Annotated in this window: 13 protein-coding genes; 8 read left to right on the forward strand and 5 right to left on the reverse strand. The window is 29.5% G+C overall.

Annotated features, from left to right (window positions below; all coding sequences use genetic code 11):
* The first annotated feature begins 48 nt into the window (after nucleotides 1-48).
* The 6 genes from LL038_RS21370 (at nucleotide 49) to LL038_RS21395 (ending at nucleotide 4,083) form a co-directional block, all read left to right on the forward strand.
* On the forward strand, nucleotides 49-582 hold the full coding sequence (locus LL038_RS21370) for a GNAT family N-acetyltransferase (protein ID WP_216123002.1): 534 nt from the start codon (nucleotides 49-51) through the stop codon (nucleotides 580-582).
* A 208-nt stretch (nucleotides 583-790) separates the two neighbouring features.
* A complete protein-coding gene (locus tag LL038_RS21375) occupies nucleotides 791-1,027 on the forward strand; it encodes a FeoA family protein (RefSeq protein ID WP_216123000.1) in 237 nt (78 codons plus the stop codon).
* 50 nt (nucleotides 1,028-1,077) lie between these two features.
* The gene (locus LL038_RS21380; RefSeq protein ID WP_216246830.1) at nucleotides 1,078-1,305 is read left to right on the forward strand and encodes a FeoA family protein; all 228 of its coding nucleotides are present in this window, start codon (nucleotides 1,078-1,080) and stop codon (nucleotides 1,303-1,305) included.
* A gap of 25 nt (nucleotides 1,306-1,330) precedes the next feature.
* Nucleotides 1,331-3,379: a ferrous iron transport protein B gene (gene feoB / locus LL038_RS21385; RefSeq protein WP_216122996.1), complete on the forward strand. Its 2,049-nt coding sequence runs from the start codon at nucleotides 1,331-1,333 to the stop codon at nucleotides 3,377-3,379.
* A 60-nt stretch (nucleotides 3,380-3,439) separates the two neighbouring features.
* The gene (locus tag LL038_RS21390; protein WP_216122993.1) at nucleotides 3,440-3,751 is read left to right on the forward strand and encodes a DUF2325 domain-containing protein; all 312 of its coding nucleotides are present in this window, start codon (nucleotides 3,440-3,442) and stop codon (nucleotides 3,749-3,751) included.
* 53 nt (nucleotides 3,752-3,804) lie between these two features.
* The gene (locus LL038_RS21395) at nucleotides 3,805-4,083 is read left to right on the forward strand and encodes a FeoC-like transcriptional regulator (RefSeq protein WP_216122991.1); all 279 of its coding nucleotides are present in this window, start codon (nucleotides 3,805-3,807) and stop codon (nucleotides 4,081-4,083) included.
* 56 nt (nucleotides 4,084-4,139) lie between these two features.
* Here LL038_RS21395 and LL038_RS21400 read toward each other — a convergent pair whose 3' ends face one another.
* Nucleotides 4,140-6,098 carry a sensor histidine kinase gene (locus LL038_RS21400; RefSeq protein ID WP_253199807.1) on the reverse strand — a complete coding sequence of 653 codons (1,959 nt, stop codon included), beginning with the start codon at nucleotides 6,096-6,098 and terminating at the stop codon, nucleotides 4,140-4,142.
* Nucleotides 6,099-6,339: 241 nt separating this feature from the next.
* Here LL038_RS21400 and LL038_RS21405 point away from each other — a divergent pair, with 241 nt between their 5' ends.
* On the forward strand, nucleotides 6,340-6,867 hold the full coding sequence (locus LL038_RS21405; protein WP_216122989.1) for a DUF6241 domain-containing protein: 528 nt from the start codon (nucleotides 6,340-6,342) through the stop codon (nucleotides 6,865-6,867).
* Nucleotides 6,868-7,074: 207 nt separating this feature from the next.
* On the forward strand, nucleotides 7,075-8,121 hold the full coding sequence (locus tag LL038_RS21410) for an acyltransferase family protein (RefSeq protein ID WP_216122986.1): 1,047 nt from the start codon (nucleotides 7,075-7,077) through the stop codon (nucleotides 8,119-8,121).
* Between the two features lie 131 nt (nucleotides 8,122-8,252).
* Here LL038_RS21410 and LL038_RS21415 read toward each other — a convergent pair whose 3' ends face one another.
* From LL038_RS21415 to LL038_RS21430, 4 genes are all read right to left on the reverse strand, one after another.
* Nucleotides 8,253-9,830: a glycine betaine ABC transporter substrate-binding protein gene (locus LL038_RS21415; protein WP_216122984.1), complete on the reverse strand. Its 1,578-nt coding sequence runs from the start codon at nucleotides 9,828-9,830 to the stop codon at nucleotides 8,253-8,255.
* The gene (locus tag LL038_RS21420; protein WP_216122982.1) at nucleotides 9,823-10,968 is read right to left on the reverse strand and encodes an ABC transporter ATP-binding protein; all 1,146 of its coding nucleotides are present in this window, start codon (nucleotides 10,966-10,968) and stop codon (nucleotides 9,823-9,825) included. Before LL038_RS21420 ends, LL038_RS21415 begins: the two co-directional genes overlap by 8 nt.
* Nucleotides 10,969-11,185: 217 nt before the next feature.
* Nucleotides 11,186-11,815, reverse strand: a complete 630-nt coding sequence (locus LL038_RS21425; RefSeq protein ID WP_216122980.1) for a GntR family transcriptional regulator — start codon at nucleotides 11,813-11,815, stop codon at nucleotides 11,186-11,188.
* Nucleotides 11,816-11,963: 148 nt separating this feature from the next.
* On the reverse strand, nucleotides 11,964-13,100 hold the full coding sequence (locus tag LL038_RS21430; RefSeq protein WP_216122973.1) for an SLC13 family permease: 1,137 nt from the start codon (nucleotides 13,098-13,100) through the stop codon (nucleotides 11,964-11,966).
* Between the last annotated feature and the right edge of the window lie 170 nt (nucleotides 13,101-13,270).

Genomic DNA, 13,270 nt, shown 5'->3' on the forward strand with positions numbered 1-13,270 from the left:
TTATGTATATAATTACTTGCGTAAATAATATGATATGGGGGTAGATACATGGACAAAATGTTCTTTGAAGTTAGAAAAGCAGTTACTAGCGACATTGAAGAAATAAGGTTACTAGCAAAACAATCGTTTAAGTTGTATGCTGAGAATGCAGGAATTACGGGATTAGTAGCACCTTTTGAGGAATCATATGATGATGTATTAAAAGCGATAGAAACTACTAATGTTTTTGTAGCTCTATCGAATGAGGAAGTTATCGGTAGCGTACGAATAGAGGTAAAACCTGATCATAGTGCTTATTTAAGTAGATTTGGGGTTTCGTCGTTACATCAAAATAATGGCATTGGTAAAATATTAATGAATGCAGTTGATATTTCAATGATGGAGCAAGGCGTTACCAGTTTATATCTCCATACTGCATCTAGAATGTTTTCACTTATTAGATTTTACTATGGAAGATGTTTCTATATAGAGTCAACAAATGATGAGCGTGGGTATATTAGAGCATTGTTATGCAAAGAATATGCTGTAGCAAGATCAAAAGAATTATTAGATAATATAATTTGTAGCGATAGAGTAGTTTAAAGTGAAGTGAATATCTTAAAGATATTCACTTTTTTGCATATATTAATTAATTTTAAGAAATTATATGTTTACAGATACACCATAATGTAGTAAGATGATAATGGATCTCAAGTGACTATCTATATTATATGAAAATATGTATATTTTTTTAAGTATGTATTGATAATGAGTTTCAATATTAACGATAATATTTATGAGGAGTGATTCTATGGAAAACCTAATAGGACTAGACAAAGTTGATTTAAAATCTAGGGTTAAAGTTGTGAAAATAGTACCGGGGAGTACAATACGAAGAAGAATTATGGACATGGGAATTACAATAGGTGTCCAGATAGTTGTTGAAGGTAAAGCTCCTATGGGAGATCCTATAGAGATACAAGTTAGAGGATACAAACTAAGTCTTAGAAAAAATGAAGCAAAAGATATTATGGTGGAATTAATTTAACATCACCATTTTTGATAGTTACTCCTAAATAAATAATAATGGAGGTCAAAATGACAAGTATGCCACTTAATTTTATTGGAATAGGGAAACTTGCAGAGATTAATTCAGTGCAAGGCGGAGAATCGCTACGTAAGAAAATTATGGAGATGGGAATGAGTACAGGGGCTATAATAAAAATTATGAAAAATGACAATGGTCCTTTAATAGTAAAGGTAGGAGAAACACGTTTAGTACTTGCTCGCGGTATGGCACAGAAAGTTATGGTAAGTGAAGTTTAAAAAATAAAAATCATTGGGGGGAAATATGAGTAAAGATTTAGTAATAGCATTAGCTGGTAATCCTAATTGTGGTAAAACTAGTATGTTTAATGAATTAACTGGTGCAAAACAACATGTAGGTAACTGGCCTGGTGTTACAGTTGAGAAGAAAGAGGGAACCCTTAAATTTGAAGGAAGAAATTTAACGGTAGTAGATTTGCCGGGTACCTATAGTCTGGGGGCATATTCAGAGGATGAAGTTGTAGCTTGTAATTTCATATTAAAAGACAAGCCTGATGTAGTTATTAATGTAATTGATTCTACTAATCTTGAAAGAAACCTGTATCTTACAATGCAACTATTAGAAACAGGTGCTAAGGTTATTTTGGCACTTAATATGGCGGATGAGGCTAAGAAAAAAAATATACAAATAAACGTTAAAGAATTATCCAAACAACTAAATTTAACTATTATACCTACAGTAGCTCCTAGAGGGGAAGGTATAAAGGAACTAATGAGGGAAGCAATAAAGTTAAGCGAGAAAGATAAAAGTAGTGTGTATAAAGTTAATTATGGTAAAGATATTGAAAAAGAAATTAACTCAATTAAGGAAGCTATGTCACAAAACGCGGCAACTTTGGAATATCCCGTTGAATGGGCAGCACTTAGGCTTCTAGAAAATGATGAATATGTAATGAAATACATAAGTACACAAGAAGATGGCGAAAAGATAAATAATAAAGTAGGAAAAAGCATAGAGAGGTTAATATCAGTAATAGGTTATGAACCTGATACTTTTATAATTGATAAAAGATATGAAGCAATAAGTGATGCAACAAAAAATTGTGTTAAAAAAGAGGAAATTACAGAAGAAACTACATCTGATAAAATAGATAAGATAGTTACAAATAAATGGCTTGGAATTCCAATATTCGGACTTATAATGTTTTTTATGTATCAAATTTCAATAAGTTTTGGTAATGGATTTCTAGGTGGAATACTTGGCGATGGTATGGATGCATTAGGACAATTTTTAGGAAGTACATTAGCTAACATAGGTGCACCTAAACTTTTAATATCTTTCGTAACAGATGGGCTAATAGGTGGCGTTGGATCAGTAATTGTATTCATGCCAATGATTCTTACCATGTATTTTCTTATGTCTTTACTTGAAGATAGTGGTTATATGTCAAGAGCTGCATATGTAATGGATAAACTTATGAGTTCAGTAGGACTTCACGGTAAAACTGCTATTGCTTTAATATTAAGCAGTGGATGTGCAGTGTCTGGAATAATGTCTACAAGAACTTTAGAAAGTAAGAAAGATAGAATGATAGCTATACTAATTAGTCCGTTTATGTCATGTCCAGCAAGACTTGTAGTTTATGGAGTATTTGTTGCTGCATTCTTTGCAGATAAGAAAGTTGGAATTTTCAATGAAGGTGGATTAATAATATTTTTACTATATGTTTTAGGAATTGTAGTTGCAATACTCATGGGTAAATTTTATAGTAAAAAAGTATTCAAAGGAGACACTTCTTATTTTATAATGGAATTACCTCCATATCGGTTACCAACAGCTAAAAGTATATTTGTTCATATGTGGGAGAAGTCACAACATTTTTTAACAAGAGCAGGTACAATTATTTTAGGAGTAGTTGTGATTGTTTGGGCGCTTTCAAATTTACCATTTGGAGTTGAGGCTGGAAGCCAGCACAGCATACTGGGTATAATAGGTACATTTATAGCTCCGGTATTTGCACCAGCAGGTTTTGGAAATTGGCAATCAGGAGTAGCACTTATTACCGGGTTTGCAGCTAAGGAAGCAGTAATAGGAACGCTTGGAACTATATATGGAGTAGCTGAGGGACCACATCTTATAGGAGCTATTCAACATGCGTTTACACCGCTTACAGCACTATCGTTTATGGTAATGACTCTCTTATATGTACCTTGTGTTGCAACCATAGGAACAATTAAAAAAGAAACTAACTCAACAAAATGGGCTGTAGTATCAGCAGTTGTAAGTTGCCTTATTGGATGGATAGGAGCAGTTTTAGTATTCCAAATAGGAACACTTTTAGGGTTTAAATAATAAATCAATGATAATGAATATCAATATCATGATATATAATATACAAAGGGAGGTGAACCTATGTGCATATTACTAATAGGTGGAGATAAACTTGGTAATATTACTGAAAAATTAATGCAGAATGGATTTAATGATATAGAGCATATAACCGGTAGAAAAAAGGACGCTAAAAATTTTAGATTACCAGGTCACATAGATTTAGTAATGATTTTGATAGATTTTGTAGGGCACCAGTTAACAAAAATTGTTAAAGAAGAGTCAAGAAGATCTAATGTTAAAGTGGTATATTCCAAACGTTCATGGATACACATGGAGAAAAAAATACATGAATGTGCAAAAGAACTTGGGTGTAGTCGACAACCGGTTATTTAAATATAATATAAAAAATAGAATATATAGATTTATATGTAATGGAGGAATGTACAATGTTAATGAAGGTACTTAAAAGGTTGGCTCAAGGTGACAGATATTCTAATAAAATAATGGCTAGAGAACTTGGCGTAGATGAGGGAATGGTTGAACAAATGCTAATGCAACTTGAGAGGAAGGGATATATTGAGAAGGAAGATATGGTGTCTTGCTCTGGCTCATGTGATTGTGGAAGTGCTACTAAAAAGGCAAGTTGCTGTAGTTCAAAAAGCGATATAATAATGTGGAAAATTACTACTAAAGGAAATGAAGCAACATTAAAAATGGCTAAATAGAAAAGTAAAAAACAAGCATGAGGATGCTTGTTTTTTAATCTTTTATAATTTGAAGATTATGAATAAACATCAGAAAGTTCAACTCTTATACTTTGATCTTTACCACGTACTTCACTATTGTATATTTTATTTTCATTAGAGACCTTTCCGGAAGGAACACTAACGGTAAACTTGCTTCCCGAACCATACTGACTCTCGACTGTTATAGTACCACCGTGTAATTCAACAATAGATTTAACTAGACTTAAGCCGATGCCTGTACCTTCTGCATTTCTTGATAAAGATTTATCTACTTGCTTAAATCTATCAAAGATCATATCTAAGTATTTTTTTTCAATTCCAATGCCATTGTCACTTACTGATATTTCAATAAATTTATTTTTGTCATTAATATTTACTAATATTTCATTACCTGCATCTGAAAATTTGATAGCATTTGATATAAGATTTAATACTACCCTTTCTATCTTTTCTGGGTCGTAAGCAATTATCTTTTCTTCTGTATTAGTATCAAAGATAATATTTAATCCTTTGCTGTCAGTGAAATTAGTTACAGACAGCACTATATCTTCTACGAATTTAACTATATCGTTATTTGATAGGTTAAGTTTAAAAAATCCTGCTTCAATTTTTGACAAATCAACTATGTTATTAATCATTTTAGATAATCTATAGGAGTTTTGTTTGATCGAATCTATATATTTAATGATTGAGTCTTTATTTTCATCAAGGGAACCACTTTCGCAATACACATTAAATAACTGAGCTGTTGCAAATATAACATTTAGTGGTGTCTTAAGTTCGTGGGATATGTTAACAAGAAATTCTCCTTGTGATTTCAATGCTTTTTTCATATTTATATTAGACTTAATTTCAGGAGTAACATCTATTACTAGAATTAAAATTTCTTGTATTTCGCCATTTACCTCAAGCACAGGTTCGAATATAATATTAAAATATAATTCATTTCCATTTATAACATAGTGTTGTTTATTTAAATATTTAGTTTTCTTTTCCTTTAATACTCCACTGATGCGGCTATCATATTCGGTTGTTCGGAGTAATCCTAATAAAAATTTCATCGTATTGTTTTTTATATTCGTGTTGGTCATAAATCCAGGCTTAATCAATTTAATAGTATTAAGAGCCTTTTTATTAATAGCGATAATTTTCAAATCAGGACAGGATAACCTAACAACAGGTAAATCAAAGGTATTTATCACTCTTCTTAAAATCTCAAAACGCCTTTTAATAGCTTTTTCATGTTCTAGGCATTCATTTTGATGGCTGATTATTCTATTTTGTCTTTCTATATTTTGGTTTTTGAGAACCCTTTGAGTAACTTCAACAGCAGTGTGAAATATGTATTTCATCCTTCCATTATCAAATATAGGTGTTTGAGTAGAATCCCAATAAGTTTTGCCTTTTGTTATATTATCAAATTCGAATTCTTTTATATAACTTGCCTTTTGAGAAATAAGAACAGAATTACAAATAATTTCAGCTGGGGTTCCGGTAAAGCCATTTATAACTTCACTTATAGGTTTGCCAATACTATTTTCTTCTTTATTGTAATTAGAGTATGTAAAATTAAGATATTTTTGATTTGCTTTAAGTAATATTAAATCGGGAACACTGTAAACAGCAACACCTGATATGTTATCGATAAACATTTGTTCAACGAAAATGAGTTTGTCATTAAGTCTGGAATTTGGTTTCTCAACAAAAGTATATAGTTTACTATTTGTCTCAGAGCCGAGGGATATTGATATGTCCACTTCAAGTGCGTTAAGGAATTTTGTAAATATATAGCCAGAGTACTTATTATTTAGTTTATATTCTAAAGGATACAAATTAAATTTTAACATGTTTCCTACTTCTTTAATGGATTTACCAACCAATTCACTTAGTTTGTATTCTGTGAAATCAAGAAATTCCTTATTAACCTCTGTTACAATGTTAGTACACGAATACAAGTATGGTACTATTATTGTTTCACTAAAAGTATTTATCATAAAATAACCCCCACCCCTTAATTCTATACGTATACATGTTACCATATCTTATAATATATTACTATATTATATATTAAATTTACATAATTTTTATAATTATATATTACTTTAAAGAATGATTATTGGAAAAATATTACAATAGTGATATAATAGTGATATACTTAAAATTGACAAATGAACTAAAAAAATACATATAATATTATGTTATTGCCATACATAATATTTAAGGGAGGTTTTTTTAATGAAACTAGATAAAATAGGAGGTAAATTCCTTGATGCATGTAAAAAACTATTTGCCAATCATGGTAGGTGGATTGTCGTAGGTAGTATATTATTGGTGATTGTTATAATAGGTACAGGAGGCTTTTATATTTCACAACACAAACTAAATAAACAGGATACTCCTAAAATTGTACAAGCAGTTCAGATAAAGCGGCAGTTAGAGACTAAGCCAGTTGTAATAAAACAAAGCCATAACACACAAAATATAAGTGATAAGGAACTAGTACTATATAATACGATGCATAAAATGATAAATACTAAGATTGTGGCAGAGGATGGAAAGATATGGGGAGAGATAGAGATAACTGATGTCAAGTGTGACCAACTAATTAACGATGTTTCAAAAAGTGGGTATCCTGATAAGGTAGTGCTTTTAGAGTTTCTTACTCGTTGGGAAAATAAAGATTTTAAGAGTGGAGTTGAGGAGCACAATTACTTATGGGATGGACTTAACGGAACAATAGGAAAGGCAAAATCTCTTAGGTGATAAAGATATCAAAAACATATAATAATTTTAGGAAAGTGTCTATAGGCACTTTTTTTATTTAATTAATAAAGGAGTATTATCAGTAGGTAAAAAAATTTGATTGGAGAGAAAAGTTGAAAGATGTCGTAACTGATAGTATAATGCGTATGTAACTTTCTTTTTCATATGCTAGTAAAAAGCTTATGGAATTCTTTAAGGGGTGTATTTATGAAGAAACATTTAAGCGAACTACAAGTATATAGTGGGATAGCGATTTTGTTTGTAACACTTATACATAGCAATGCATTTTTCCTACTCAGTATATTACACTTAAAAACTTATGTTCAAGTGGGGTTTGTATTTAATCTTGTAGATAAAGTTGTCCACGTAGCAGTGCCCATGTTTATATTTATTTCAGGGTATAAATATGAAATGCAGGATAAAAATGAAAAATATACTAAACTTATATATAAAAAATTTACTAAGATTATTAAACCATTTCTTATTGTTAGTATATGTTGGATATTATTTGAGTGGGGCAAGCTTTGTGTAGAAAATATAATCCTACATGATCCTGTTAATATTTATTATGTTTTTATAAATTGTTTAAAGGATTTATTTAACACATTTTTAGGGGATAATTTTGCGTATCAATTATGGTATATTCCTATGTACACGCTTGTTGTATTGACTTATCCTATTATAATTAAATTTTTAAAAAATTATAGAATAAGAATGATTATTTTATACATTATAGCAATTATAATAACTGTTATTCAAATTAAAACAAAACTACTTTCTAGTCCATATATGCAGCCTATTAATTTTATATATTACTTTTACTTATACGAGTTAGGAGTCCAATTGTATTCTAAAAAAATTAAAAAAAAGTATATAAAAATAACTATTATATGTTATATATTTTTATTACCAGTAATATCACTTATAAAAGATCCACTTATAAGTAATTTAAGCACAAATTTAATTTTTACCCCTATTGCAGTAGTTGCAATGTATTATATAGCAGTATATTTAAAAAATAGTAAAATATTATTAATCTTAGGGAAATATTCTTTCGCAATATATTTGTTCCATGAACCAGTTTTTGTAAGTAAAATATCAAGATTATTAGTTAGTCATGGTTTATATAGTTCTAAGGTCATGATACCATTTATATCAGTAGGCTCCATTATACTTAGTATTTGGTTTTATAAGATTTTAATAAAAACATCTTTAGGTAAATATGTTTTTAATATTAAAGATAACTTTAATTAGATTTTGTAATAATAAATAAAAAAGGCATGATATATTTTTAAAATATACCACGCCTTTTTTATAATAATAGCTTTTTCGATGATAATTTAATAGCTTCGAAGAAGATAATTTAATAGCTTCAAAGAAGATAATTAATCAATTAAGTGTTTTGATCTTAAAAAGTCTTCGGCAACTGTTTTAGATTGTGCGCCGTTATCTACTTTTAAGTTCATAGCCCTCATTTCATCATCGTTAATTTTTCCATCTAATGCGGATAAAACACCCTTTAGCTCAGGATATTTTTTCAATGTATCTGCGTTTACGAGTGAAACTGCATAATATGGTGGGAAGAAAGCTTTATCATCTTTTAAAAGTTTTAAATCAAACTTTTTAATTAACCCATCAGTGGAGAATGCATCTAAAACCTGTGTTTCATTATTTTTAAGTGCAGTATATCTAAGTCCACCATCTATACCTTTTACACTTTTGAATTTTAAATTATATTTTTTCTGAAGCCCAAGATAACCATCTGGTCTATTAGCAAAATCCATAGTAACTCCAGCGGTTACCGTTGGACTTATCTTCGCTAAATCAGATATAGTTTCTAGGTTATTCTTTTTTGCAAAATCTTTTTTTACTGCAAGTACGTAAGTATTGTTAAATCCTATTGGTTTTAGCATTTCTATACCATATTTTTTAGCCAAAGCTGCTTTTCCAGTATCGTAAACTTTTGTTGGATCGCTCATAGTAGGTTGTTTTAGCATATTTACAAGAACGGTACCAGTATACTCTACATACAGATCTACGTCTTTTGATTTTAGGGCACTAAATACCACGTTAGTTCCACCTAAATTCAATTTTCTTTCAACTTTGTATTTTGTTTTAGCTTCAATTAATGACGAGACCATATCTCCAAGTACTAATTGTTCATTAAAGTTTTTAGATCCTACCACTATCTTGTTTTTATCATTAATAAAACTTGTAGCTACTGTGGATAATATAACTAAAAGTACAATTCCTGAAGTTATAAGTTTGAATTTTTTGCTTCCAAAGAAACCTTTGCGTTTAGAACTTTTACTATGAGTAACTTTTATTCCCTCAGGAACTACGATGTCTTCTATCTTACCTAGTACAAAATCTAATACAATAGCAAGGATACAAGCAGGGATAGCTCCAGCAAGAATCATGTTATTATCGACAGTTTGAACTCCAGAGAAGACTAAGTATCCAAGACCACCAGCTCCTATGAAAGCAGCTATGGTCATAAGTCCAACAGCTGTAACTGAAGATATCCTAATGCCTGACATTATAATTGGCATAGCTAGTGGGAAACGAACTTTTAGAAGTACCTGAGTATTGGTAAGTCCCATACCATCGGCAGCTTCAATAAGTGCAGGACTGACGTTCGTGAGTCCTGTAAATGTATTTTTTACAATTGGTAGAAGTGAATACATAACTACCATTATAATTGCGGGTTTACTTCCAATACCAAGTACGGGTATTAAGAATCCAAGTAATGCAAGACTAGGTATAGATTGTATTACATTTGTAACACCAATTACAGGAACCGAAAGTTTTCTATATCGAACTATAAGTATGCCAAGTGGTATAGCAATTATTATAGCAATAACAATTGAGAATAAAGTTAGTTGAATATGTTGTATAAACAAATCCATTATTTGAGATTTTCGTTCTACTACAAAATTAAAAAAAGAAGTGAAACTATTCATTAACATCTACCTCCATATCTATGAATTGATTACTTAATATAGATAAAAGGCTGCTCTTTGTAAGAAGGCCTACTAACTTATGGTTATCATCAACTACTGGAACAAAATTTATATCTTCCTTTTTTATAACCTCTAATATATTTATTATTGAATCTTCTTGGTTTACGGTTATAAGCTGAGTTTCCATTAAGTCTTTTATTCTCTTAGTTTTATCTGGATCTTTTCTTAGAGTTGTTCTAATTTGTTTTAATGTAACAAGTCCAGTTAGAGTATTACCTTTATCTACAACAAGTAAACTATCTACATTGTTAGATTTCATTATTTCAATTGCTTGGAGTATTGTTCGTTCTCCAACTGATTTTATAGGCTTATCTATCATAATATCTTTTGCCATAATTAACTCAGGCTGATTCCATATTCTGTTTTTACCTACGAAGTCACGTACGAAATCATTAATAGGATTCTTTAATATTTCTGATGGCGTATCAAATTGAACCACATATCCACCATCCATAATACAAATTCTATCACCAAGCTTTAATGCTTCATCCATATCGTGAGTTACGAATATAATAGTTTTTTTGTAGTTTTGTTGAATATTAAATACTTCATCTTGAAGCTGAGTTTTTGTTATAGGATCCAGGGCACTAAAGGGTTCATCCATAAGTATTACATCAGGATCCATTACAAAAGCTCTTGCAACACCTACTCTTTGTTGCTCGCCTCCACTTAACTGATTGGGATATTTATCTATATATATATCAGGATCTAGTCCTACGAGTGTTAACAACTCAATTACTTTGGTGTGTATCTTGTCTTTTTCCATTTTTTCTATAGACGGGATTAATGCTATATTATCACCTATAGTTAAATGTGGAAGTAGACCTGCTTGTTGTATAACATAACCCATGTTACGTCTTAATTTTATAGTGTTTTGATCTCCAATCTTTTTACCATTAATCAAAACTTCACCAGAAGTGGGAGTTATTAATTTATTAATCATTTTTAGTGTTGTAGTTTTACCGCAACCACTAGGTCCTATAAAAACTACTAATTCTTCATCTTGTATAGTAATATTTATATCTTTTAATATTTTTCTACCATTAAAGCTTTTGCTTACATTTTTAAACTCGATCAAGTTAAAACCTCCTAATTTTATAAAGTAACAACTCCTAGTATAACATTGAGTTGTTACTTTGTAAAGATTGTGTAAATCCATATGAGTTTGTATAGAATTATTACTAGATTATTATTTAGCTATTAAAGCACATTTATACAAATTTTTTATAAGTTGTTTTCTGGGTTGATTTGAACAGAAAAAGGCGATATATTTTAAAAATATATCGCCTTTTTACTTATTGATTTCCATAAAGAAAAGTTTTAATTCTATTGTAACTACACTCGTCACAAATTACTATGAAGACATCTTTAATTTTGAAGGTGGAATGTGGACCCGGCGAAAGCATTAATTTATCATCACGCCTGATACCGATTATAGTTGCACCTGTACTTTGCCAAAATTTAGATTCAGATACTGTTTTACCTATAATAACCATTTCAGGCTGTATTTCAAATTCATATGGAATAAATGGATTGCTATTTTTAAATCTACTAGAATAATCTATTAGTTCATCAATAGAACAATTTATACTTTTATCTAACTCTTTTTTCTTTTCGAGTAAGTTAAAAATATTTTGTTTAATAGAACTTATTGAATCTATATCTTTAAATTTATCAATAAACTTTAGGCAATTATCCACGGAGGTTATGACTATTCCACTCCCTTTAGTAACGGTAACTATATTCATGTCACTTAAAAGAGTTACAGATCTTCTTATAGTTTCTGGTGATACGTTATATTCGCTAGCAAGAGAAGAGCGACCATATAGTTTATCCCCTATACAAAAATCCCCAGATAATATCCTATTAGTAATATCAATAGCTATTTTTTTATAAATAGGTTTTAAAATAGTGTTAGTTGGCATTTTTTTATTTTATCAAAAGGAATATTTAAACTTTTGATAAATCCTCCTCCCATATAATGTAGGTTTTAGTAAATACTTTATATAAATATTATTGTTTTTATAAGAATAAGTATAAATTAATATGTCAATATTGTCTACAGTAGGAACTTTAAAATATAAAAATAAAGTAAAGTACAAAGGTGAATACTAGTAAGCTAATTAAATTATATAATGTAAATAAGGTGAGATATCTACTTTGAGCATTTGCAGTTCGTTTTTTTATGTAAAGTTTATATGATATAACACTGGCTAAGGAAGCAACTAGTGTCCCAAGACCACCTACATTTACTCCAAGCAAAAGTTCCCTCCAGTTCGAAGTGAAATTTGCGAGTAGTATTGAACAGGGTACGTTACTAACAACTTGACTTAATATAATAGATGAAAAATAAGTTGTTGTTTTATTTTGCAAAAAACTTATTGCTAACGATTTTATAAAAGGCAAACTTGATAAATTACCGATAAATATAAAGAAACATATAAACGTAAGTAATAAAATGTAATCTACTTTTAACAATAGTTTTTTATTTAATATTAGTACTGTAAGCAGCGTAATGATAAAGGCTAATTTATAATTTATTATATTAAACACAGATAATATAATAAATATAAACAGAAGACAAAAAACCATCACTTTTACTTTGTTTTCAATAATTATGTTATCTAAATCAAATTTAAGCTTTTTATTTTTTTCGAAATTATTTAGAATGAAAAGCCATATAATACCTAAAAGTGTAAAGGGAATCATTGTTTTCAAGAATTCAAAGCCTGTTAGTCTATAATAGGAAAAAAGAAATAAATTCTGTGGATTCCCCATAGGGGTAAGGCTACTACCAATATTAGCAGCTAAAGTTTGAAATATAACTAATTTCATAGGACTAATACTCGCGCGTTTACTTATTATAAGGGCTAAAGGCACAAAGGTTATTAAAGCCACATCATTGGTTATGAGCATAGAGCTAAAAAAAGTTAAGTATATTAAAATAAAAGAGATCTTTTTAGAACTATCGTATTTAATAAGCAAAGTTACAGCTAGTTTGTCGAGAACTTTCATATGTTTAAAGGCGCTGACAATGAGCATAAGATTAAATAATGTAAATAAAACCTTAAAATCAATGTATTCTATTTTAGGAGTGGAAAAGAATGATGTTATAATAGAAAGTGCTAAAGCTAGCGAAAAAACTAAATCTTTTTTTAATATATTTAATATCTGTGTAATGTTATTTTTAAGAGAACCTATGCTTAACATATATCATCACCCACCCTGAAGTTAATATATAAAACTACAATATTATAGCATTTAATGGATGTATAATCTATTGTTTTAATGGCGTTTTTTATTAAAAACTCTAGAAAACTTAAGAAAAAATAATTAATATAAGGTATAGGAGAGGTTTATGAAAAGAATTATAGAAATAA

The sequence above is a fragment of the Clostridium estertheticum genome (genome assembly GCF_026650985.1).
Classification (GTDB): domain Bacteria; phylum Bacillota; class Clostridia; order Clostridiales; family Clostridiaceae; genus Clostridium_AD; species Clostridium_AD estertheticum_C.

What these genes read in the sequence shown, in the direction of transcription:
- LL038_RS21415 (WP_216122984.1), bottom strand. Translation starts at nt 9,830, where the DNA reads ATGAATAGTTTCACTTCTTTTTTTAATTTTGTAGTAGAACGAAAATCT.
- LL038_RS21425 (WP_216122980.1), bottom strand. Translation starts at nt 11,815, where the DNA reads ATGCCAACTAACACTATTTTAAAACCTATTTATAAAAAAATAGCTATT.
- feoB (WP_216122996.1), top strand. Translation starts at nt 1,331, where the DNA reads ATGAGTAAAGATTTAGTAATAGCATTAGCTGGTAATCCTAATTGTGGT.
- LL038_RS21390 (WP_216122993.1), top strand. Translation starts at nt 3,440, where the DNA reads ATGTGCATATTACTAATAGGTGGAGATAAACTTGGTAATATTACTGAA.
- LL038_RS21370 (WP_216123002.1), top strand. Translation starts at nt 49, where the DNA reads ATGGACAAAATGTTCTTTGAAGTTAGAAAAGCAGTTACTAGCGACATT.
- LL038_RS21400 (WP_253199807.1), bottom strand. Translation starts at nt 6,098, where the DNA reads ATGATAAATACTTTTAGTGAAACAATAATAGTACCATACTTGTATTCG.
- LL038_RS21380 (WP_216246830.1), top strand. Translation starts at nt 1,078, where the DNA reads ATGACAAGTATGCCACTTAATTTTATTGGAATAGGGAAACTTGCAGAG.
- LL038_RS21430 (WP_216122973.1), bottom strand. Translation starts at nt 13,100, where the DNA reads ATGTTAAGCATAGGTTCTCTTAAAAATAACATTACACAGATATTAAAT.
- LL038_RS21375 (WP_216123000.1), top strand. Translation starts at nt 791, where the DNA reads ATGGAAAACCTAATAGGACTAGACAAAGTTGATTTAAAATCTAGGGTT.
- LL038_RS21405 (WP_216122989.1), top strand. Translation starts at nt 6,340, where the DNA reads ATGAAACTAGATAAAATAGGAGGTAAATTCCTTGATGCATGTAAAAAA.
- LL038_RS21410 (WP_216122986.1), top strand. Translation starts at nt 7,075, where the DNA reads ATGAAGAAACATTTAAGCGAACTACAAGTATATAGTGGGATAGCGATT.
- LL038_RS21395 (WP_216122991.1), top strand. Translation starts at nt 3,805, where the DNA reads ATGTTAATGAAGGTACTTAAAAGGTTGGCTCAAGGTGACAGATATTCT.